Here is a 20806-nt window from a genome sequence, read left to right as displayed (position 1 = left end):
TAGCCTGAACATACTACCATTCTTTTATGGCCTGAAACAGACCCGGCCCGCAGGCCGGGAAGGGCAATGTTAGCCACGATGGACGCTAAGTCCGCCAAAACTCTGGCTGACTGGCATCATTTCTACCGTGTTAATGTTGACGTGTTTTGGCAGCGTTGCCACCCACCAGACCGCTTCGGTGACATCTTCCGGCGTCAGGGCGTTCGCATTCTCGTAGGTTTTGTCTGCTTTCGCGTCATCACCTTTAAACCGAACGTTGGAAAATTCGGTTCCGCCTACCAGGCCCGGCTCAATATCGGTCACGCGAATGGCGGTGCCGTGCAGATCAGTACGCAGGTTAAGGCTGAACTGGCGCACGAAGGCTTTGGTCGCGCCATAAACATTACCGCCCGCATAAGGCCAGCTTCCGGCGGTCGAACCGATGTTAATAATGTGGCCGCGATTGCGCTCAACCATGCCTGGCAGCACGGCGCGGGTCATGTACACCAGCCCCTTGTTATTTGTGTCGATCATGTTTTCCCAGTCTTCGACGCTGGCTTTGTGGGCAGGCTCCATACCGAGCGCCAGACCGGCATTGTTGACCAGCAGGTCAATGGCACGCCATTCGGCCGGCAGGTTAGCAATCATCTCTTCGATGGCGGCACGGTTACGGACATCAAGCTGCGCGGTCAGGATGCTGTCACCCAGTTCATCTTTCAGCTCCTGCAGACGCTCCTGACGACGACCCGTCGCAATCACCTTATGCCCGTTGGCGACGAAGCGACGCGTGATGCTTTCACCAAAACCTGCCGTTGCCCCGGTAACTAAAATAATCATCTCACTGTTCCTCAACGCTTTTTGTGTTGTACTAACATAGCACGGCCGCGAAGGATGCGTTAAGGCAACATTTGTATGACGGCATTGCAGGCAGTGGCGGCCTGGCCTACTCTGGGAAGATAACCGTAATCAGGAGTGAAAGATGTCGGCCACTAATCCCTTTTTTGAAAGCAGCCTGTTGCCTTATCAGGCACCCCGATTCGACGAAATCAACGACGGCCACTACCGCCCGGCATTCGATGAAGCGATACGCCAGAAGCGAGCCGAAATTGACGCGATTGTCGCGCAAACGGCCGCCCCCGATTTCAACAATACCGTGCTGGCGCTCGAAAAAAGTGGTGCCATGCTCTCGCGTGTCAGCAGCGTTTTCTTCGCCATGACCTCTGCGCACACCAATGATGACTTACAGGCGCTTGAGGAGCAGATCTCTACCGAGCTTGCTGCCCTGGCGAACGATATCTGGCTTAACGACACGCTGTTCTCTCGCGTGGAGAGCGTCTGGCAGGATTGTGCTGCGCTGGACGCCGAATCCCGTCGGCTGGCAGAAGAGACGTACCAGCACTTTGTGCTGGCCGGTGCGCGACTGAATGATGCAGAAAAAGCGGAGCTGAAAGCGCTGAATACCGAGGCGGCGACCCTCACCAGCCAGTTTAATCAGCGTCTGCTGGCCGCCACCAAAGCCAGTGGGCTGGTCGTGGATTATGTACATCAGCTTGATGGACTCAGTCCTGACGAGATTGCGACGGCTGCCCATGCCGCTGCGGAGAAAGGGCTGAACGATCGCTGGTTGATTCCGCTGCTGAATACCACTCAACAACCCGCACTTTCCGCGCTGCGTGACCGTCAGACGCGCGAAAATTTGTTTAACGCGGGCTGGACGCGTACCCAGAAAGGGGATGAAAACGATACCCGGGCACTGATCCTGCGTCTCACCGCGTTGCGTGCGCGTCAGGCAAAATTGTTGGGGTTTGAGGACTACGCAAGCTGGAGTATCGCCGATCAAATGGCGAAAACACCAGCCGCCGCGTTGGCTTTTATGCGCGGTATTGTGCCCGCCGCACGCACCCGAGCGACGCTTGAGCAAGCCGATATCCAAAACGTGATTGATGACGAGCAGGGCGGATTCACCGTGCAGGCGTGGGACTGGGCTTTTTATGCCGAGCGCGTGCGCCAGGCGAAATATGCCCTCGACGAGTCGCAAATCAAGCCGTACTTTGCGCTCAACACCGTGTTGCAGGATGGCGTATTCTGGGCTGCAAGCCAGCTGTTTGGCCTCCGCTTTGTCGAGCGTTTCGATATTCCGGTTTACCATCCTGATGTCCGCGTGTGGGAAATTTTCGACCACACCGGCGAAGGGATGGCGCTGTTCTACGGTGATTTCTTTGCCCGCGAATCGAAAGCCGGTGGGGCGTGGATGGGGAATTTCGTCGAGCAATCGTATGAGTTTGCCTCGCGCCCGGTTATCTACAATGTCTGCAACTATCAAAAACCGGCTAACGGTCAGACGGCGCTGATCTCCTGGGACGATGTGGTTACCCTGTTCCACGAGTTTGGTCATACGCTACACGGTCTGTTTGCCAGCCAGCGCTACGCCTCCCTCTCCGGCACCAATACGCCGCGTGATTTTGTCGAGTTCCCATCGCAAATCAACGAGCACTGGGCGAGCCATCCGCAGGTGTTTGCCCACTATGCCCGCCACTATCAGACCGGAGAGCCGATGCCGGAGGCGCTGCGCGATAAAATGCTTAACGCGACGCAGTTTAATAAAGGTTATGACATGACCGAGTTGCTTAGCGCTGCGCTGCTGGATATGAACTGGCACGGCATCAGCGAACCCGTGGACGATGTTGACGCTTTTGAAGCGGCAGCACTGCACAAAGAGGGGCTGGATCTGCCCGCCGTTCCACCGCGCTATCGCAGCAGCTACTTCGCCCATATCTTCGGCGGCGGCTACGCGGCGGGATATTATGCCTACCTGTGGACGCAGATGCTGGCAGACGATGGCTATCAGTGGTTTGTTGAGCAGGGCGGGTTGACGCGTGAAAACGGACAGAAATTCCGCGAGGCCATTTTGTCGCGCGGGAACAGCACTGATTTAGCTGAACTTTACAGGAACTGGCGCGGCCACGATCCGAAGATCGAACCGATGCTGGATAACCGCGGGTTGAGTTCGTAAGGGCTTTTTTAGTATGGGAACAGAACCGGGCGCGATGCCCGGTTTTTTGACCGATTTTTCTTCCCCAAAATCATTAACGCCACATAAAGTGCCTGGATAAAATCTGGAAGGATGGCCATCGTTACCAGAAAGCCGGAATAATGTCGGGTGACTTCTTCAGCCAGGGGGGGCCCAGCTCAACCTTTTCGATGAGAACGCACCGTATGCTGGCAGCGAAAAGTTGATTGAGGTGCTCGATCACCTGAATGCGAAAGACGGGAAAGGCACGCTTTACTTTGCAGGACAGGGCATACAGCAGTATTGGCAGATGAAACGTGAAATGCTGTCGCCGAGATATACGACCAGATATTCAGATCTGCTAAGGGTCCGGTGATTTACCCAATTTCCAGGGCCGTTATGTGCCAGAAGCGGACCTCCGTAACTATCCTGAAGAGGAAGCACAGAAATATTTAGGTCTGTTGGGTAATAATTACGATATATAATAAAAACTCCTCCATTTCAGAATCCAAGAGTATGGGCATACGCAAGGATGCAATTATGAAATCCAAGAGTGCGTTAGTTTTAGAAGAACTCAGATCCAAATTACGTACTGCATCTGTGGCACAAGTCGGTGGTTTCCGCCCTACAGCAGACCCAATTACATCCTGGTTTTTAAAAGGAGTCGCTCTTCCAGGTGAAGGGTTGCCAGTTTGGAAGGGGCAGCCGATGTTTCCGCTTCTCCAGATTCGCGTAGATGAGCTTCCCGTGATTCCTGAACAACTGAAGGGGATCGCGCTCTTAGTGCTTTATCATAATATGGAAAGCCATCCATTTGATAAACCTCATGGCGAGGGGTGGCTAATACGAGAATACGCCACCCTTGATGGGCTTGAGCTATTGCCTGCAATTAACACTCCAGATCGCGCATTTCCGGTTCGGTGGGTGAGTGTCAATGATGATGCTCCGGGATGGGAGGATGCTTGGGATATTATTGACTTGTCTGACGTAAACGATGATGAGGATGCAAGTAATAGATTCTATGATGGTTTTAACCGGTACAGGGGAACCAAGGTTGGAGGATATCCAATGGAGATACAACATGGTGCGGGGATTCAAGATTTTGTCTTTCAAGTGGGGTCAGAAGAAAAAGTAAACTGGATGTGGGCGGACAATGGTATCGGCTACTTTCACAAATTCCCAGAGGGACTTTGGACGTTTTCATGTCAGTTTTACTAGAAACTCAACGTCCTCTTATCGCTCACAGCGGACCTTGCGGCTCTTATGCCGGTCCGCTTTGTGCAGAAAGGTAAATTCAGCTGTATTCAATAATATCAAACCCTTCATCAGCCGTTGGCTCTGCGAAAAAGCGCGTTATGGTTTCAAATTGTTGATCTGAGGCTGTAAATTCATGCATTCCTTCTGCATTACGGGCGCGCAAGCGGGATTTACATACTTCATCAGTAACTTTCAGGTAATGCAGCCTGTTACTGGCACCTGACTCCTTAATGATGCTCATCATCCATTCACGATTGGTTTGTGTGTTTGCCGGAAAATCCAGAACTACGGATAAACCCGCTTTGAGTAGCGACACCAGATGAGGCTTCATAGCGTTTCTGAGTCTTGAGGAATACTGCACATAATCAGCTATGGATTGCATTTCATTGGCAAAGAGGGCAGCCAGCCAATAATCTTCACTGACAATTATGGTGCCGGGTAATGCTCCTAACTTTGCTGACAATGTGGATTTGCCTGATGCAATTTTCCCACATAACAAGTGCAAAGTGGGTTTTTCTGACGTTGTGACTGTAGCGATATCCATTATTTACCTCACGGGATTGTTACCGGTAAGGCCCGCCTTACCGGCGGGAAAATGGCGAACGTTATCCCACCTGAGTCAGACAGGTGATAATAATCATTAAATGGAATAGGACAGAGTGTGTTTTCATTGTCATTCAAGTTAACAGGGCCTGAATGCAAAATCAGCAATTTTTTCCCTTATAAATTGAATGTCCACTCCAGTGAGTTTGGCCGCTTCGTGCCAAGAGCGGAAGTTATTTACACCTTGCTATGCAATTTACGGCCAGCCGGTCAGTTCGTCATCTCAGCTTCATTTCAATGGGTTGTAAACTTTGAAGCCGGGATTTTTTTCAAAAATCTCAGCAACAAAATCCATGAACACAATCGCGCGTTTTGGTAAAAGTCGATTTGCAACATAAACAGCCTGAATGGGAACGGGAGATGCAGTGTAATCCGCCAGTAATAATTGTAAGTTGCCATTTGCCAGTCCCTCCTCGAACAACCATTCTGGGCCCTGTGCGATCCCAACCCCAGCATTGACAAATTTCTGCACTGCTTCAGGTGAATTGACCCTGAGCCGGCCAGAAACAGGCACATCCATATCCCGAAATCTCCAGGTAGCGCCCGTTGATAACAGGGTATAGATCAAACAATCATGTTTTTTTAAATCCTCCGGGGTGTCAGGAATCCCATGTTCAGCCAGGTACTTGTGACTGGCAACACAGACTCGCTCATACATGCCAAGTCTGCGGGCACGCATTGCACTGTCCTCAAGGTGACCAATGCGGATTGCCAGCTCAGCGCCTTCATCAACGAGATTGATATAGCGGTCATTAATCTGTAGATCGAGTGTTAGCTCAGGGTAGCGTTCTAAAAAATCGGGTATGCGCGGAATCAAAAATGTGTGAGCCAGTGCAGTGGGACAAGCAACGCGCAGTAACCCTGTGGGCGTCACATTTTCTCTGAAAGAAGACTCTGACTCTTCGACCGCTTCCAGAATACGCCTTGCTTCCAGATAATAACGTTCTCCTTCAGGAGTCAGGGAAAGCTTGCGGGTTGATCGGTGGAGTAATCTGGTCTGCAAATGCTCTTCGAGGGTTGCAACATGGCGACTCACGTTCGGTTGCCCTAAGCCTAAATCCCTGCCTGCTGCAGAAAAACTGCCTGTCTCCGCAGTGCGGACAAAGCATGTCATCAAAAGTAATCTGTCCATCCTAAACCTATTTATGCTTTTAACGCATGGAACATATTCATAAATACAATCTTATCACCCTTAAAGCATGAGTATAGAGTGGCGATCAAATCGGTCATTTGCCGATCAGCTGTTAAAACTCACGGGAGATATGTTCATGTCCAGATTACAAGGTAAACGCGCACTCATCACGGGTGGAACAAGTGGTATTGGTCTTGCAACCGCGAAGCTGTTTGTCGCAGAAGGTGCACGCGTAATGGTTACTGGTATTAACCCTGATTCTGTCGCAAAGGCGAAACTCGAGCTGGGTAAAGATGTGGTCGTCGTGAGCGCGGATTCTGCAGATGTGAATGCACAGAAAGAGCTGGCTCAGACGGTTCAGGAACATTTTGGTGAGCTGGATATTGCTTTCCTGAATGCGGGTATATCAATGTATATGCCAATTGAGGCATGGACAGAAGAAATGTTCGACCGCATTTATGATATCAACGTTAAAGGTCCTTATTTCCTGATGCAGGCGCTGTTGCCAGTGTTCGCAAACTCTGCATCAGTGGTCTTTAATACATCTATAAATGCGCACACGGGCCCGGTGAACTCTTCAGTTTATGGCTCCACCAAAGCCGCATTACTCAACATGTCGAAAACACTGTCTAACGAGTTACTTTCTCGCGGGATCCGTATCAACGCGGTGAGTCCAGGCCCGGTTGACACGCCGCTTTACGATAAGGCGGGGATCCCCGTGGAATATCATGATCAAGTGATGAAAGATATCGTTGCAACCATCCCTGCCGGTCGTTTTGGTAAGCCTCAGGAAGTCGCGCAAGCGGTGCTTTACTTTGCCTCCGATGCGTCTGCCTGGACCGTGGGTTCAGAAATCATCATCGACGGCGGCGTTTCAATCTAAGCCACCAAAATAAGATTTACAATTCATCAAGCCCGCCACCTTTTATGGCGGCGGGCTATTATTTTATCTGGAGGTTGAGATGTCTACCCATGACCTGACACTGATTAGCCACCCATTGTGTCCCTTTGTGCAGCGTTCAGCGATCGTTCTTCTCGAAAAAAATGTGCCATTTGACCGTGTAAATGTAGATCTGTCGGCGAAGCCTGACTGGTTTCTTGCTCTGTCACCCACCGGCAAGGTACCTCTACTTAAAGTGCATCATGCAGAGGGCGAAGATGCCATTATTTTTGAGAGCATGGTGATCTGCGAGTATCTTAATGAAACGCAAGATGGTGATTCGCTGTATGCTGACGATGCATTAGAAAGGGCTAGACAGCGAGCATGGATCGAGTTCTCTACATTAATGCTTGGAAATGCCTGGCAATTTTTAAATGCGACTGATCAGGCCATGGCAGACAGCAAACGCGCTGTGCTCCGTGAGCAACTTGAATATATTGAATCTGAATTGAATTCAGGGCCTTATTTCTCGGGTTCCAAATTCAGTATGGTTGATGCGATCTACGCTCCTGTTTTCCGTTACTTCTCCATCATTGATGCATCAGTATCTGAGGCGATTTTTGAGGGACTTCCGCGGATTTCCGCATGGAAAACTGCACTTGCGAAAAGGGAAAGCGTAAATGCCGCTGTATCACCAGATTATGCAGAACTTTTCCAAAATCATCTTCGTCAGCATTCTGCAATTCTCGCTGCCTGAAGATATTTTTTGAGAAACCGTGACCTGCTCTTCTCCCTGTTGATTATCAGATGCCAATGATAGTCCCAGCTCCCGGTTGTTACGACAAATGCGAACTTCCGCTTTTCGCTCACAACAGACCTTGAGCCTAGCCATCTTGTCCGCTTCGTGCCAGAAGCGGACATTTCTCGCTGTTAGGTGCAGGAAAAATCGTGTTTTAGGCTTAGGAAAAGGCATAGGGGTATGCCGAATCTGAAAGCCTAAATCCTGATAGTTTTTCTCCAGTTGCCGCCACTAAACTAATTACAATTCCTGAGCCGTTGGTCTGAAAATAATTTCACTCACACCAACATCTTCTGGTTCATTTATTGCGAAGGCTACCATGCGTGCAAAGGTTTCTGCTGGCACGCCAACATTTTCAACGTAATCCTGGTTTGCAGCCTTAACATCTTTATCCGTTATATGCTCCAGCAGTTCTGTTTTAACAGCACCGGGGGAGACTAACGTGACGCGAATGTTATGTGCCGCCATTTCCTGGCGCAAACCATCGGTTAATGCACGAACAGCAAATTTTGTCGCCGAATAGACAGCAGAACTCTGGAAGACAAGGTGTGCAGCAACAGATGCGGTGTTAATGATATGACCTGTTTTTTGTGATTTCATATAAGGCAGCACCGCAGCAATCCCGTGTAGAACCCCGCGCAGATTGACATCAATCATCTGATTCCATTCATCGACATTTCCCTGTTCAAGGCGGGAAAGTGGCATCAGGCCGGCATTATTGATAAGAACATCTACACGACCGAATTTGTTGACCGCAGTCTCAATGAGGTTGTTTACGTCATCAAGTTTCGTCACATCGGTTGCGACGGCGATGGCTTCTTTATTCTGCTTTTGGAGCTCACTCGCAATGGCCTCTATGCGGTCTATTCTCCGCGCAGCCATCACAACCTTTGCTCCTTTTTCAGCTAGATAACGTGAAGCCGCTTCACCCATACCGCTTGATGCGCCCGTGATTACAATTACTTTGCCTATGATGTTATCTGTCATTTTTACTCTTCCTGAATAGGAGATGGGCTGTTGTCACCACTATCAGACTGAGATCAGGTTCGATCTCTTCAGACTTCAGTGACACATTCCTGAACAGGGATAATCTTAGCAGTAGAGCATTAATTCGATAATGCGAATAAATTTATATTGATTATGAGTACAGCTCATTAATTGGAGATTCGTTACGGGTAGTTCGTATGAGCAGGCTGATCTGCAGCCGTTATTCCCACGCCGATATTGCCTGGCTGAGAGCCGGTTGCGCCCCCCTGGTTGAGCCTCCGCACGGGTTAAACTCCCTTCACGGGTGACGGTAATGAAATAAAGGAGGTCATTCAGATTACGTTTCATCGGTGAAATACTCACAAAACATAACTATAGCTTATAAGCCCATTAAGCAATCATTAGCTAGTCAGCATACATCTATCGTGTAGAATTTCCAGTAAGAGAGGAGTCCGGAGATAAGCATACGGTTCTGAACCCATTTGATAAATTGACCTCTTTGTAAAAGCTTATCTAAAATAATCATTGATGCTGCACCTGAAAGGTGTAGCACATTTGCGGGAGAGAATCTGGATGAAAAAAATATTATTCCTGTTATTTATTATCATCACGAGCTTTTTATTCCAGGTTCGTGCCAGTAATTCTTTACAGCCAGACAAGGAAGAAGCCGTGACCATTAAAATGACTATCAATCAGCAAACTTTTTACGTTGGACTTAAGAATAATCCAGCCGCTAAGGCATTTATTGAACAGCTTCCCCTGACTCTAACGATGGAGGAACTTAACGGGAACGAGAAATTTGCTGATCTGCCCCGTCCCTTACCGACCCGCCAGGTCAAACCTGGAACCATTAATCAGGGCGATCTCATGTTATATGGCCATCGTACCCTGGTACTTTTTTATGAGACCTTTCAGACAAACTACGGATACACACCCGTTGGCAGAATAATAGCGTCAGAAAATCTTGGTAAAATTGCAGATGAAAAAGAAGTAATAGCAACGTTTACCACAGATAAAAAAGGTTGACCTGTATTATCAAACACTGAATCTGGATTACCTATAGACGCAAATGCTGGCAGACGATGGCTATCAGTGGCTTGTCGAGCAGGGTGGTTTGACCCGCGAAAACGGACAGACATTCCACGAGGTGATTCTGTCGCGCGGGCGCAGTAGTGATTGATCTGAACTTTACCGGAACTGGCGCGGCCGCGATCCGAGGATTGAACCGATGCTGGAGAATCGCGGGTTGAGTGCGTAGCGCTGATTCAGATCAGTTACAAAACCGGGCGTGAGGCCCGGTTTTTGTTTGATTATGTCTTACCCACAATTTTAATTATTTATGCCGTGTAAAAGGTATAAATATTGCTGATGCCGTATGAAACATTTTAATAATGGCCGAATGTGATGCAATTCGTAATGACCATTAATGTGGGATGAGATATAACATGTTTTGAAAAATTAACATTCTCATAACGTCATTAAGGTTAAGCAAATGAAGCAGGTTGGTATTGTTGGTTGGCGAGGAATGGTGGGCTCTGTTTTGTTACAAAGAATGGTCGAAGAGAACGACTTCGACAATATTTCCGCGCATTTTTACAGTACTTCCAGTGCAGGTGCCGCTGGTCCCGTCATTGGTGGCGTCAACCACACACTCAAAGATGCTAATTCTATTAGCGCCCTGGCCGAAATGGATATCATCATAACCTGTCAGGGCGGGGATTATACCAAAGCAATTTATCCGGCGTTGATTAGCCATGGCTGGCAAGGCTACTGGATTGATGCGGCCTCAGCGCTACGGATGGATGAAAAAGCCTGCATTATTCTCGACCCGGTCAACCGCACAAATATCGATCGTGCCATCAAAGAGGGAATTAAACTTTTTGTTGGGGGCAACTGTTCCATTACGCTGAGTCTTATGGGACTGTCAGGCTTAATTAAAGCTGACCTGATAGAATGGATGAGTGTGATGACCTATCAGTCTGCATCCGGAGCGGGTGCTAAATATGTCCGGGAATTAATTGCTCAAAGCGCTTATATCAGTAAACATTTATCTTCTGATGAGCTGGAATCCTCAGGTTCAGTGCTTCCTTTAGTCAATAAAGTGAGTGAATTAATTAACAGTGCTAACATGCCCATCCAGAATTTCGGCGCGCCTTTAATGGGCAGTATTATTCCATGGATTGACAGCGATTTAGGGGATGGTAATAGCAGAGAAGAATGGAAGGGTGAGGCAGAAACGAACAAAATCCTTGGTCTTTCTCCGGGGACGATTGCAGTAAATGGCTTGTGTATTCGGGTCGGTGTGATCCGTTGCCATAGTGCTGCAATAACCCTGAAGCTCAAGCGTGAAGTCAGCGAAGAAGAATTTGCAGAGCTTGTGACGCATTCCCATCCATGGGTTAACTATGTGCCCAATAATAAGGATGACAGTGTCAGTAAATTGACTCCCGCTAACATTAGCGGTTCGCTGCAGGTGGGTATTGGCCGTTACAAGAAAATGTCGCTTAACAATGACCCTATATACTCGGTTCTGACGGTCGGCGATCAGCTGTTGTGGGGCGCTGCGGAACCCTTGCGACGGATGTTGAATATTCTGTCTGGCAAAGTCTAATCACGCTCACACGGTTCGGGCGCGCTGCGCGTAAGGCGAGGGTTTAACGAGAAGCTGGAGACTTAACTCCAGCCTCAAGGAATGGGTTTCAATCTGAGGCCGTTTCGCCTGGGGCTTCCTTTAACGATTCGATACTTATCTCTGAGTCATTAGTTTCTAATAACTGGGTTAATAAAATCAGGTTATTGAATTCGTTCAGTAACATTTCAGCGTCGGATTTGAGCGGCGTATCTGCTGCTTCAAGTGCCGCGTTGATCGCTTTTCTGACATTCTCGAGCATTTCGTTCATACCGCCATTTTTACCAATGGTCAGTAACAACGCGCCTATCAACAAAGACTGTGCTTCTACTTTGGCCGCCAGCTCTTTAGCTTCAGCGTCCATTTTGGAAATTTTTGCGATAACACTGAGTATCAAGTTTTTCATAATGCCCCCTTATTTTCTTTGCGAGATTAACTCCTTAATAAATTTTGAGCGAGGTTTATTTTATGGCGACAGCAATTGTCTTTGTTGATGAAGCAGGGCACGGTGCCAGCAGTGATCAACACCGTGCGCTTCCTGTTAACGGAAGAAGTTTGCCAGGGCCTCACTCAGGGCCTGAGGTTGTTCATCCGGAATGAAATGACCGCAATGAGCAAGCGTAATGCCACTCACCGTCTCTGCAAACTGGCGAAGCGGGGCAGCCATATCGGCAATCGAACCCTGATCGGCACTGACGGCCAGCAGCGGCACCCGAAGTTTTTGCGTTTCAGCCAGCGTCCGGTTCTGAACAGCGGAGACCGCCGCTTCTCTGTAAGGGGCCAGCCCGGCACGCAGCGCGCCGTTTTGCTGCATCTGGCGGACATATCGGGCGATATCCGCATCGCTAAAGGCCATCGGACTGGCGGTTTTTCGCCGCAGGAACCATTCGAGGTAAATCTCTTCACGCCCGCTAATTAAGGCTTCCGGCAGGTCGGGGAGAAGATGAAACGCGAAGTGCCAGGTTTTCCAGGCTTTTTCTGGCGTCGCGGGCAGGGCGTCCGGCAAAGTAATACCCGGGATACCGGCATCAAGCAGAGCCAGCTTGATTACCTGCTGTTCATAACGAAGGGCATACGGCCAGGCAACCCATGCACCTACATCGTGGGCGGCCAGGTAATGTCTTGTGATCCCGAGTGCCTGCACCCGCCCAAAAACCGAACTGGCAAGCGTAAGGGTATCGTAGCCAGACTGTGGCTTATCGGAGTCGCCCTGGCCCGGGAGGTCGAGTGCGATGATATCGTAACGATCGGCTAAAAGAGCCATCACCTTATGCCAGGCAAACCCGCTTTGCGGGAAGCCTGCAAGCAGCACGATTGTTTCACCTTGCGTCTGTCCGCCTCTGACATAGTGCAGACGAACCCCATCGACCGTTGAGTAATAGTGCGCAAAACCGGGCAAGCCCGCGACAGGCTGCGACCACGGAAGGGGGATTGAATTCTCAGACATGACTACCTCCAGCTATTTAGGAAATGATCATTTCCTTTATGGATAAATTTTTTAGGCGAGTAGCGCCATCACCGTCTCTACCAGCCGTTCGCGTGCCGGTAATTCTCCGGCTTTGCCCGCCACACGCATGCCCAGGACCAGGCACAGCAGAACGCCGCTCAACGCCTGTGCGTCGTGACGTGAATTAACTGAACCGTCCTGCATACCCTGTTCGATCAGCTGGAGGATCGCGTGCTGATTTCGCGCAAGCGCGCTCTGCACCAGCCCGGCAATTTCGCCGTCAAACTGGCTGAGTTCAAGGGTGCTACCGACCACCAGGCAACCGCGGCGCCCTTCGACAGCGCTGGCCGATTCAAGATAAAAGTTCAGCAGCTCGGCTATTTTGGCCCGGCCATCAGGTTGTTGCGCCAGACGCTCGCGCAACGATTGATTGCGCAGGGAGGTATAACGTGCGAATACCTGCAGAAACAGGCCACGTTTATCGTGAAAGGCTTTATAAATACTGCCCGCAGTGAGCTGCATCGCGTCGCTCAGGTCACTTATCGACGCGCTGTGGTAACCCTTTTCTCTGAATACCGGCATCGCCAGATCCAGGGCCGCATCGAGATCAAACTGCCGCGGACGTCCGCGCTCGCGTGCGTTCTGTAGCTTCTCAGACATTGTGCTCATCATTTAGGAAACAATCGATTCCTAAATACTCCCATAAATGGGCGTATCTGGAAAGCGTGAAGTTCTATAAAAAGAGTTTGCCGCGGCAGAAGAGTGGAGAGGTCATTTTAGCTTCAACACGCTCCGGTATACTGCATCGTGATTTTAACAGGGCGTCGAACGTACAGGCCGTCGCTAACAGAGCCAGCCAATATGCAAAAGGCAGGAAGTATGTCTCTTCGTTCACTGCGGGCGTTGTGCCTGACAAGTTTTTTCATTGCTGATGTTCGCGATGGCCTCGGGCCCTTTCTCGGCATCTTCCTGACGGAACGTCACTGGACCCCGGATGATATCGGCATCCTGATGACCGCCGGGGGGCTGGCGGGATTACTGGCAACGCTGCCGGCGGGATTTATTACGGATACCTCCCGCAATAAGCGTTCGGTTCTGGCACTGCTTTGTATCGCCATTACGCTGAGTACGCTGCTGCTCTGGTTTAGTCAGCAGAGCGGCGTCGTCGCCGTCTCGCAAATTATCACCGGTATCTGCGCGGCGTTTGTGGGGCCACTGATTGCAGGTATTACGCTGGGTCTGACGGGCCCGAGCGGGTTTAGCGCGCAGATGGGGAAGAACGAGGCGTTCAACCACGCCGGCAATTTCCTGACGGCGGTGATTGCGGGCGGTATTGCCTGGTTCTGGGGCGTCGGGGGCATTTTCCTGCTGATGACCTGTACGACGCTTCTGACGTTGTGTGCGCTGCTGGTCATTCGTCATACAGATATCGACAACGATGCGGCGCGGGGGCTGACCTCTTTAGACCGTCAACCGGTCCCCGGCGTCGCGGTGCTGATTAAAAACCGGGCGCTGTTGATAACCGGGCTGACGCTGCTGCTGTTCCATCTGGCCAATGCCGCACTGCTGCCGATGCTGAGCATGAGGGTTGCTGCGGCACCGGCAACCATCAATCCCGGATTATTTGCAGCGGCCACCGTCATCATTTCTCAGGCGGTGATGATCCCCGTCGCCATTGGGGTGGCAGGTCGAATTGAGCGCTACGGTTACTGGCGTTTCATCATGCTGGCCCTGCTGATCATGCCCGTTCGGGCGGCGCTGGCAGCCTCCACAGACGCCCCGTTGATGATGATCCCGGTACAAATTCTTGATGGTCTGGCCGCGGGGATCCTGGGCGTTGTCGTGCCGTCGTTTATCGTGGTGCTGTTGCGCGGGAGTGGGCACGTGAATGCCGGGCAGAGCGTGGTAATGCTGATGCAGGGTGTCGGGGCAGCAATGAGCCCGGCGTTAACCGGCACGATTGCCGGTCATTACTCTTTTGCGACGGCCTTTAGCGTGCTCAGCGCCATTGCGCTGCTGGCTGTCCTGCTCTGGTGGCGCTTTGCTCACCGGAGCTGGAAACCAGACCGGGCGTAGCTGGCCGGGCAGGGCAGAGCCGCACCCGGCATATAGATTTACACGATAGCGTTAGGGCACTCTTCACCCTTTTCCAGCTGCTGCAAGTTCCCCAGCGTGGTTTCTGAAATGCTGATCAGCGCTTCGGCAGTCAGAAACGCCTGGTGTCCGGTGAACAGGACGTTATGGCAGGCAGACAGACGGCGGAATACGTCGTCCTGGATCACGTCATTAGATTTGTCTTCAAAGAACAGATCGCGCTCATTTTCATACACGTCCATCCCCAGCGCGCCAATCTTCTGAGTTTTCAGCGCTTCAATAGCGGCCTGGGAATCAATCAACCCGCCGCGGCTGGTGTTGATGATCATCACGCCATCTTTCATCTGGTCAAACGCCGCCTGGTTGAGCAGGTGGTAGTTTTCCGGCGTCAGCGGGCAGTGCAGGGAGATAACGTCAGACTGTGAAAACAGCGTCGGCAGGTCGACATATTCCACGCCCAGATCCAGCGCGGCAGCGCTTGGGTACGGATCAAACGCCAGCAGACGCATACCAAACCCTTTCAGAATGCGCAGGGCGGCAACGCCAATCTTACCGGTACCGATAACGCCCGCGGTTTTACCGTACATGGTAAAGCCGGTCAGCCCTTCCAGAGAGAAGTTGGCGTCACGGGTACGTTGATAAGCACGGTGAATACGACGGTTCAGCGACATCATCATACCGATGGCATGTTCCGCGACCGCTTCCGGAGAATATGCCGGGACGCGGACCACCTTCAGCCCCAGCTCTTTTGCGGCATCAAGATCCACGTTGTTGAAGCCAGCGCAGCGCAGGGCGATATATTTCACGCCCTGTTTTTTCAACTCTTCCAGCACCGGACGGCTGCCATCATCATTCACAAAAATGCAAACGCCTTCACAGCCGTGCGCCGTTTTGGCGGTTTTTTCGGACAGCAGAAAGTCGAAAAATTCAAGCTCAAACCCGTAAGCCTCGTTAACATGTTGCAGATACTTTTTGTCGTACTGCTTTGTGCTATATACCGCGAGTTTCATAAGACTTTCTCCAGTGATTTTGCATTCACGTTAGCATGATTAAAATTATCTTACAATTTCTGAAATATTATTGAATTCAATAAGTTCTATCAATTATTTTAGAGCATCTTTACCCGTTAACTCTATGATATTCAATCTACACCCCTGCTTAAGTATAGATTTGATGCACCCTGGGGCGGAGGTGTCAGAAGGTGGGCGAAGTGGAAGCGTTACAGGATGGCAGATGTACCAGATTGCTAAAGAGAATTGATTATGTCACCACAACTTGAGTTATCCCTAAACCCACCTATGTGGCCCGCTTTTTGCTATTTTATTGTATCTATTGCAATTTTTGTCCTCCTGTATCTGGGGAAGATAAAAATCAACCGACTCCGCAAATACCCTCTCTTCATTGCTTATACATTGCTAGTGATTGCAGTCGCTGCCGTACAGATAAACATTTTTGCGAATGGTCATGAGTTTGTGAATGGATTTTTGCACATAGATTTTGATCCTTATCGGTATGACTCCGTGTACTGGGGTTCCCTGGTTTTTGCGATGGTTTACCTGCTGGCAATGCCGCGCAACAAATTCTAACTTTTGACGCTACAACGCTGAAGGTCGTCTTGAAATACAGCCTAACCCATTGAATTTAAGATGACTTATTGACGTTAAGTATAATAAAATTTTTAGCGCATACGGTCAGAGCATCTATCCTTAAATTTGGCATTCTCTTCAACTGACTGGCTAAACATGCGACAATGATCGGCACTGTCGGCTTAATTCTTTCGCTAAATCAGGATATTAACTGCCCATGAGGGGTACATACAAAGCCGCAATTGCGCTCTTACTGCTGTTCATTCTGGTGCCGCTGACGCTGCTGATGACCCTTGCCCAGTGGGTACCAACCCTTGCCGGGATCTGGCTTCCTGTCGGGACACGCATCGCCTTTGAACAAAGTCCCAGACTCACGCGTCATGCCCTGATCATCCCCGATCTTCGCTATCTTGTGGATGACTGCGAAATTGCCCGAGTCGATAACGCGACCCTGTCGCACCCCAGCCGCTGGAAACTGGATGTCGGCGCGCTCGAACTGAACTCCGTTTGCCTCAATAAAATTCCCCAGTCCGCACCGTCCACGGTCGCGCCCAAAACGCTGGCGCAGTGGCAGGCGGTGTTACCGAATACCTGGCTTACTGTCCATCGTCTGACGCTCTCGCCCTGGCAGCAGTGGCAGGGAGAACTTCAGGCGTCGCTGACGCCCGCGCGTCAGGAGATTGCCTACAAAGGTGAGCAGGTCAGTATTAAAGGGATGCTCCGCGGTCAGACCCTCTCTGTCACCCAGTTTGATGTACAACTTCCCGACCAGCCACAGCCGATAAAACTGGTGGGACAATTCACCCTGCCGCTGGTGCCGGACGGCGTGCCGGTTAAAGGCCATGCGGTTGCGACCTTTAACGTGCCACAGTTAACCTCGCTGGTCGATGCCGATCTCGACTGGGAAGCCAATCAGGGGCAACTGGTGGTCATGGCGCGGGATAACCCCGATCCGCTGCTCGATCTGCCGTGGCAAATAACCGCGGAACAGCTGAATATCAGTGACGGACGCTGGAACTGGAACCTTTCCGGCATGCCGCTGAGCGGGCGGGTTGGCCTTCGTGTCGATAACTGGCAGGCGGGGCTTGAGAAAGCGACCCTGACCGGGCGTCTGAATGTGCTCACTCAAGGGGATGCGGGGAAGGGCAACGCGGTGCTGAATATCGGACCGGGCAGGCTCAGCATGGAACAAAGCGACATGCCGCTTCATCTGAGCGGCGAGGCGAAACATAACGACCTGGTGCTCTATGCCAGACTGCCGGCAAAACTGACCGGAAGCCTGTATGAACCGCAGCTCTCCTTTGAGCCGGGCGCGCTGCTGCGCTCACGTGGTCGCATTATCGATTCACTGGATATTGATGAAATTCGCTGGCCGCTGGCGGGCGTCAGGCTGACCCAAAAAGGTGTCGATGGACGCCTGCAGGCCATTTTGCGGGCGCACGAGAACGAGATGGGTGATTTTGAACTGCATCTGGATGGCCAGGCCAGTGACTTTTTACCCGACAACGGCCTGTGGCAGTGGCGCTACTGGGGCAAAGGGGGCTTCACCCCAATGAATGCGCGCTGGGATGTTGCCGGAAAAGGCGAATGGCGCGACAAACTTATTGAGCTGACCGCGCTTTCAACCGGTTTCGACCAGCTCAAGTACGGTGCCATGGAGGTCAGTAAACCCCGTCTGGTGCTGGATAACCCGGTGCGCTGGTATCGCGATCCTGACAAGCCGACGTTCAGCGGAGCGCTGTCGCTGAATGCCGGGCAAACCCGTTTCAGCGGCGGCAGCGTATTGCCGCCGTCGGTGCTGACCTTCAGCGTAGACGGAACAGACCCGACACTGTTCCAGTTCAAGGGCGATCTGCATGCCGATGCTATCGGACCGGTACAGGTGAACGGACGCTGGGACGGGGAACGCCTTCGCGGGCAGGCCTGGTGGCCGAAACAATCGCTCACCGTGTTCCAGCCGTTGATCCCGCCAGACTGGAAAATGACGCTGCGTGACGGCGAACTGTATGCGCAGGTGGCCTTCTCGGCGGCCGCGGGTCAGGGCTTTGAGGCGGGCGGTCACGGCGTACTGAAAGCCGGTAGCGCCTGGATGCCAGACAACCAGATCAACGGCGTCGACTTTGTCCTGCCGTTCCGGTTTAGTGAGGGCACCTGGTCGCTGGGAACGCGCGGCCCGGTAACCTTACGGATTGGCGAGGTGGTAAACCTGGTGACCGCGCGGAATATCACGGCGGACCTGCAGGGTGACTACCCCTGGAGTGAGGCGAACCCGCTTCTGCTCACCAATGTGAAGGTGGAAACCCTCGGTGGAAAAATCACCATGCAGCAGTTGAGGATGCCGCAACACGATCCGGCGCTGCTGCGGGTAGACAATATATCCTCCAGCGAGCTGATCAGTGCCGTTAATCCTAAGCAGTTTGCGATGTCTGGCCCGGTGAGCGGGGCGCTGCCGTTCTGGCTGGACAATGAAAAATGGATCATCAAAGATGGCTGGCTGACCAACCCCGGCCCGATGACGCTGCGTATCGATAAAGACACGGCGGACGCCATCGTAAAAGATAATATGGTGGCGGGAGCCGCAATTAACTGGCTGCGCTATATGGAAATTTCTCGCTCGTGGACAAGAATCAATTTAGATAATCTGGGTGAATTAACCATGCAGGCGACCCTTAAGGGAACCAGCCGGGTAGAGGGTAAAAGCAGCTACGTTAATCTGAACTATACCCATGAAGAGAATGTCTTTACCCTCTGGCGCAGCCTGCGTTTTGGAGACAACCTGCAAACCTGGTTTGAGCAACACGCGGCAATACCTGGTATCCGCAGTTCGACTGGCAAGGAAAGTGAGGAACAACAATGAAAAAGATGGCTGGTGTGCTCACCGTTGCCGTTGCCGCGCTACTGACCGGCTGTACGCCGCGCATTGAAGTCGCCGCGCCGAAGGAGCCGATTACCATCAATATGAATGTCAAAATCGAACATGAGATCCACATCAAGGTCGATAAAGACGTTGAAACCCTGCTGAAATCACGCAGCGATCTGTTCTGAGGATGCCATGAAACGATTAGCTCTGATGTTACTGGCGCTCGGCATGAACGTGCAGGCGGCAACGCTGACCTTAAATGACGCCCGGACGCAGGGGCGCGTGGGGGAAACCCTGAGCGGTTATCTTGCGCCAATCAAACAGGATGCGGAAACCCTGGCGCTGGTCAATCGCATTAACGCCGCGCGCACGGAAAGCTATCAGAAGCTGGCTGACAGCAACAATCTGCCGGTGGACGAAGTGGCGAAAATGGCAGGGCAAAAGCTGGTTGCCCGCGCCCAGCCGGGCGAGTACGTGAAAGGCATCAACGGGAAATGGCTGAAGAAGTAGTTAGCGAAAGCGCTTACGATATTCGCCAGGCGAGACGCCAAAACGCTGCTTAAAGGCGGTTGAAAAATGGCTATGGTCGGAAAAGCCCCAGCTGTAGCCAATGCCCGCCAGCTTTTCATCATCGCTGGCGGAGCGCAACACTTGTGCGCACAGGTCGAGACGGCGGTTTTTAATGTACTGGGCGACCACCAGCCCCTTATCAGCAAACATGCGGTAGAGGCTTCGCACCGACATCCCGCTCTGTGCGGCAATCCATTCCGGTCGCAGTGATTCAGACTGAATATGATCGTCAATCAATGACAGCACATTGCGGAACAGGCGTTCTTTACGTGGCTGAGCCACGTCGCGCTGCTGGAACGCGGGCCGAAGCAGACAGATCATCGCTTCCAGCGCCGCTTCACTCTCCCGGTCACTCAGATCGGCATTCCCCATACTTTCCATCAGCAGGTGGTGGCTTAACTGAACGGTGGGCAGCGTGCGCGAAAGGGTGAGCGCGCAGCTTACTTCCTGAAAACGACACTGTTGCTCAATAATCTGGCGCGGAACCAGCAGCGAAATCTGGCGGGATTTTTCATGCCAGGCAATGGAGCACGGGCGGGAAGCATCAAGCAGCGTGATATCGCCGGTCTTCAGCACCGCGCGGCGGTCGTCCTGTTCAATCTCCGCGCTGCCCTCCAGCTGAAATACGGTGTAGAACCAGGCATCGTTACTGTCGTTAATCTCATGGCGGGAGCGGAACAGGTTAACGCCACCTGCGGTTACGGTGCTTAACTTCAGGCTACGGGCATAGCTGGTTTCCAGCTCGCCGACGAATTCCCCCTCCAGCGGACGCGCATTAAAACGCCCGCAGACCTGGTTAATTTGAGCCAGCCACTGTTGATACTGTTCCTCTTCGCTTGCACACGCCATCGCTTATCTCGCTGCACCGTCAATGTTTTTGCATTGTTGCATTTGTGTTGCATTTTGTCAGAGCTATGAGGCTGACTATAGGAAAGAACACTCACCGGTAACAGCGTTATAAGACGGAATTATC

Annotated in this window: 20 protein-coding genes and 3 pseudogenes; 13 read left to right on the top strand and 10 right to left on the bottom strand. The window is 51.6% G+C overall.

Features of this window, described 5'->3' with window-relative positions:
- Positions 1 to 69: 69 nt before the first annotated feature.
- Positions 70 to 816 (bottom strand): bifunctional NADP-dependent 3-hydroxy acid dehydrogenase/3-hydroxypropionate dehydrogenase YdfG, encoded by a 747-nt coding sequence (ydfG, locus tag QE396_RS06625; protein WP_020884259.1) that lies wholly within the window; start codon positions 814 to 816, stop codon positions 70 to 72.
- A 142-nt stretch (positions 817 to 958) separates the two neighbouring features.
- Here ydfG and dcp point away from each other — a divergent pair, with 142 nt between their 5' ends.
- The 3 genes and pseudogenes from dcp to QE396_RS06610 all read left to right on the top strand — a co-directional run bounded on the left by dcp (position 959) and on the right by QE396_RS06610 (position 4207).
- A complete protein-coding gene (gene dcp, locus QE396_RS06620) occupies positions 959 to 2992 on the top strand; it encodes a peptidyl-dipeptidase Dcp (protein WP_020884258.1) in 2034 nt (677 codons plus the stop codon).
- Between the two features lie 83 nt (positions 2993 to 3075).
- A pseudogene (locus QE396_RS06615) lies at positions 3076 to 3365 on the top strand (DUF4113 domain-containing protein); the annotation flags it as partial.
- Positions 3366 to 3529: 164 nt separating this feature from the next.
- A complete protein-coding gene (locus QE396_RS06610) occupies positions 3530 to 4207 on the top strand; it encodes a DUF1963 domain-containing protein (protein ID WP_309950438.1) in 678 nt (225 codons plus the stop codon).
- Between the two features lie 76 nt (positions 4208 to 4283).
- Here the strand turns inward: QE396_RS06610 and QE396_RS06605 are convergent, their stop codons facing one another.
- Both QE396_RS06605 and QE396_RS06600 read right to left on the bottom strand, forming a co-directional pair.
- Positions 4284 to 4790 (bottom strand): ATP-binding protein, encoded by a 507-nt coding sequence (locus tag QE396_RS06605; protein ID WP_108647394.1) that lies wholly within the window; start codon positions 4788 to 4790, stop codon positions 4284 to 4286.
- Positions 4791 to 5078: 288 nt separating this feature from the next.
- Positions 5079 to 5981 (bottom strand): LysR family transcriptional regulator, encoded by a 903-nt coding sequence (locus QE396_RS06600; protein ID WP_040017377.1) that lies wholly within the window; start codon positions 5979 to 5981, stop codon positions 5079 to 5081.
- 136 nt (positions 5982 to 6117) lie between these two features.
- Between QE396_RS06600 and QE396_RS06595 the strand changes: the two genes are divergently transcribed.
- Together QE396_RS06595 and QE396_RS06590 are read left to right on the top strand one after the other, a co-directional pair.
- The gene (locus QE396_RS06595) at positions 6118 to 6864 is read left to right on the top strand and encodes an SDR family oxidoreductase (RefSeq protein WP_309952595.1); all 747 of its coding nucleotides are present in this window, start codon (positions 6118 to 6120) and stop codon (positions 6862 to 6864) included.
- Between the two features lie 79 nt (positions 6865 to 6943).
- Positions 6944 to 7618 (top strand): glutathione S-transferase family protein, encoded by a 675-nt coding sequence (locus QE396_RS06590; protein WP_032681106.1) that lies wholly within the window; start codon positions 6944 to 6946, stop codon positions 7616 to 7618.
- Between the two features lie 282 nt (positions 7619 to 7900).
- On the opposite strand, the gene QE396_RS06585 is transcribed toward QE396_RS06590, so the two are convergent.
- Both QE396_RS06585 and QE396_RS06580 read right to left on the bottom strand, forming a co-directional pair.
- A complete protein-coding gene (locus QE396_RS06585; RefSeq protein ID WP_181240641.1) occupies positions 7901 to 8647 on the bottom strand; it encodes an SDR family oxidoreductase in 747 nt (248 codons plus the stop codon).
- 223 nt (positions 8648 to 8870) lie between these two features.
- Positions 8871 to 8995 (bottom strand): annotated as a pseudogene (locus tag QE396_RS06580) (LysR family transcriptional regulator); the annotation flags it as partial.
- A gap of 225 nt (positions 8996 to 9220) precedes the next feature.
- Here QE396_RS06580 and QE396_RS06575 point away from each other — a divergent pair.
- From QE396_RS06575 to asd, 3 genes and pseudogenes are all read left to right on the top strand, one after another.
- Positions 9221 to 9673: a cyclophilin-like fold protein gene (locus tag QE396_RS06575; RefSeq protein ID WP_309950432.1), complete on the top strand. Its 453-nt coding sequence runs from the start codon at positions 9221 to 9223 to the stop codon at positions 9671 to 9673.
- A gap of 37 nt (positions 9674 to 9710) precedes the next feature.
- Positions 9711 to 9905, top strand: a pseudogene (locus QE396_RS06570) (M3 family metallopeptidase); the annotation flags it as partial.
- A 234-nt stretch (positions 9906 to 10139) separates the two neighbouring features.
- A complete protein-coding gene (asd, locus tag QE396_RS06565) occupies positions 10140 to 11258 on the top strand; it encodes an aspartate-semialdehyde dehydrogenase (RefSeq protein ID WP_181240643.1) in 1119 nt (372 codons plus the stop codon).
- Positions 11259 to 11346: 88 nt separating this feature from the next.
- Here the strand turns inward: asd and iraP are convergent, their stop codons facing one another.
- The 3 genes from iraP to QE396_RS06550 all read right to left on the bottom strand — a co-directional run bounded on the left by iraP (position 11347) and on the right by QE396_RS06550 (position 13383).
- Positions 11347 to 11682 (bottom strand): anti-adapter protein IraP, encoded by a 336-nt coding sequence (gene iraP / locus QE396_RS06560; protein WP_014169912.1) that lies wholly within the window; start codon positions 11680 to 11682, stop codon positions 11347 to 11349.
- A gap of 135 nt (positions 11683 to 11817) precedes the next feature.
- Positions 11818 to 12723, bottom strand: a complete 906-nt coding sequence (locus QE396_RS06555) for an alpha/beta hydrolase (protein ID WP_309950428.1) — start codon at positions 12721 to 12723, stop codon at positions 11818 to 11820.
- Positions 12724 to 12774: 51 nt separating this feature from the next.
- The gene (locus QE396_RS06550) at positions 12775 to 13383 is read right to left on the bottom strand and encodes a TetR/AcrR family transcriptional regulator (protein ID WP_238159451.1); all 609 of its coding nucleotides are present in this window, start codon (positions 13381 to 13383) and stop codon (positions 12775 to 12777) included.
- A 219-nt stretch (positions 13384 to 13602) separates the two neighbouring features.
- Here QE396_RS06550 and QE396_RS06545 point away from each other — a divergent pair, with 219 nt between their 5' ends.
- The gene (locus QE396_RS06545) at positions 13603 to 14799 is read left to right on the top strand and encodes an MFS transporter (protein WP_020884250.1); all 1197 of its coding nucleotides are present in this window, start codon (positions 13603 to 13605) and stop codon (positions 14797 to 14799) included.
- Between the two features lie 38 nt (positions 14800 to 14837).
- Here QE396_RS06545 and QE396_RS06540 read toward each other — a convergent pair whose 3' ends face one another.
- Entirely contained in the window at positions 14838 to 15827 is a 990-nt protein-coding gene (locus QE396_RS06540) for a 2-hydroxyacid dehydrogenase (protein WP_014169916.1), read from the bottom strand.
- Positions 15828 to 16079: 252 nt separating this feature from the next.
- Between QE396_RS06540 and QE396_RS06535 the strand changes: the two genes are divergently transcribed.
- The 4 genes from QE396_RS06535 (at position 16080) to QE396_RS06520 (ending at position 19773) form a co-directional block, all read left to right on the top strand.
- Positions 16080 to 16403: a hypothetical protein gene (locus tag QE396_RS06535; protein WP_020884249.1), complete on the top strand. Its 324-nt coding sequence runs from the start codon at positions 16080 to 16082 to the stop codon at positions 16401 to 16403.
- Between the two features lie 217 nt (positions 16404 to 16620).
- Positions 16621 to 19260, top strand: a complete 2640-nt coding sequence (locus QE396_RS06530) for a YdbH family protein (RefSeq protein WP_032678077.1) — start codon at positions 16621 to 16623, stop codon at positions 19258 to 19260.
- On the top strand, positions 19257 to 19448 hold the full coding sequence (locus QE396_RS06525; RefSeq protein WP_014169918.1) for a YnbE family lipoprotein: 192 nt from the start codon (positions 19257 to 19259) through the stop codon (positions 19446 to 19448). Before QE396_RS06530 ends, QE396_RS06525 begins: the two co-directional genes overlap by 4 nt.
- A gap of 7 nt (positions 19449 to 19455) precedes the next feature.
- Entirely contained in the window at positions 19456 to 19773 is a 318-nt protein-coding gene (locus QE396_RS06520) for a YdbL family protein (RefSeq protein ID WP_014169919.1), read from the top strand.
- Here the strand turns inward: QE396_RS06520 and feaR are convergent, their stop codons facing one another.
- The gene (feaR, locus tag QE396_RS06515; RefSeq protein WP_014169920.1) at positions 19774 to 20682 is read right to left on the bottom strand and encodes a transcriptional regulator FeaR; all 909 of its coding nucleotides are present in this window, start codon (positions 20680 to 20682) and stop codon (positions 19774 to 19776) included.
- Between the last annotated feature and the right edge of the window lie 124 nt (positions 20683 to 20806).

The organism is Enterobacter sp. SORGH_AS_0287 (genome assembly GCF_031453695.1).
Taxonomy (GTDB): domain Bacteria; phylum Pseudomonadota; class Gammaproteobacteria; order Enterobacterales; family Enterobacteriaceae; genus Enterobacter; species Enterobacter ludwigii.
Note: the sequence above shows the minus strand (reverse complement) of the source record. Positions and strands in the feature narration are given on the sequence as shown.

Bases quoted from the DNA above. Each gene is read 5' to 3' on its own strand.
- feaR (WP_014169920.1), bottom strand. From the start codon at position 20,682: ATGGCGTGTGCAAGCGAAGAGGAACAGTATCAACAGTGGCTGGCTCAA.
- ydfG (WP_020884259.1), bottom strand. From the start codon at position 816: ATGATTATTTTAGTTACCGGGGCAACGGCAGGTTTTGGTGAAAGCATC.
- QE396_RS06585 (WP_181240641.1), bottom strand. From the start codon at position 8,647: ATGACAGATAACATCATAGGCAAAGTAATTGTAATCACGGGCGCATCA.
- QE396_RS06605 (WP_108647394.1), bottom strand. From the start codon at position 4,790: ATGGATATCGCTACAGTCACAACGTCAGAAAAACCCACTTTGCACTTG.
- iraP (WP_014169912.1), bottom strand. From the start codon at position 11,682: ATGAAAAACTTGATACTCAGTGTTATCGCAAAAATTTCCAAAATGGAC.
- QE396_RS06575 (WP_309950432.1), top strand. From the start codon at position 9,221: ATGAAAAAAATATTATTCCTGTTATTTATTATCATCACGAGCTTTTTA.
- QE396_RS06590 (WP_032681106.1), top strand. From the start codon at position 6,944: ATGTCTACCCATGACCTGACACTGATTAGCCACCCATTGTGTCCCTTT.
- QE396_RS06525 (WP_014169918.1), top strand. From the start codon at position 19,257: ATGAAAAAGATGGCTGGTGTGCTCACCGTTGCCGTTGCCGCGCTACTG.
- dcp (WP_020884258.1), top strand. From the start codon at position 959: ATGTCGGCCACTAATCCCTTTTTTGAAAGCAGCCTGTTGCCTTATCAG.
- QE396_RS06595 (WP_309952595.1), top strand. From the start codon at position 6,118: ATGTCCAGATTACAAGGTAAACGCGCACTCATCACGGGTGGAACAAGT.
- QE396_RS06555 (WP_309950428.1), bottom strand. From the start codon at position 12,723: ATGTCTGAGAATTCAATCCCCCTTCCGTGGTCGCAGCCTGTCGCGGGC.
- QE396_RS06610 (WP_309950438.1), top strand. From the start codon at position 3,530: ATGAAATCCAAGAGTGCGTTAGTTTTAGAAGAACTCAGATCCAAATTA.
- QE396_RS06600 (WP_040017377.1), bottom strand. From the start codon at position 5,981: ATGGACAGATTACTTTTGATGACATGCTTTGTCCGCACTGCGGAGACA.
- QE396_RS06540 (WP_014169916.1), bottom strand. From the start codon at position 15,827: ATGAAACTCGCGGTATATAGCACAAAGCAGTACGACAAAAAGTATCTG.
- QE396_RS06530 (WP_032678077.1), top strand. From the start codon at position 16,621: ATGAGGGGTACATACAAAGCCGCAATTGCGCTCTTACTGCTGTTCATT.
- QE396_RS06550 (WP_238159451.1), bottom strand. From the start codon at position 13,383: ATGTCTGAGAAGCTACAGAACGCACGCGAGCGCGGACGTCCGCGGCAG.
- asd (WP_181240643.1), top strand. From the start codon at position 10,140: ATGAAGCAGGTTGGTATTGTTGGTTGGCGAGGAATGGTGGGCTCTGTT.
- QE396_RS06535 (WP_020884249.1), top strand. From the start codon at position 16,080: ATGTCACCACAACTTGAGTTATCCCTAAACCCACCTATGTGGCCCGCT.
- QE396_RS06520 (WP_014169919.1), top strand. From the start codon at position 19,456: ATGAAACGATTAGCTCTGATGTTACTGGCGCTCGGCATGAACGTGCAG.
- QE396_RS06545 (WP_020884250.1), top strand. From the start codon at position 13,603: ATGTCTCTTCGTTCACTGCGGGCGTTGTGCCTGACAAGTTTTTTCATT.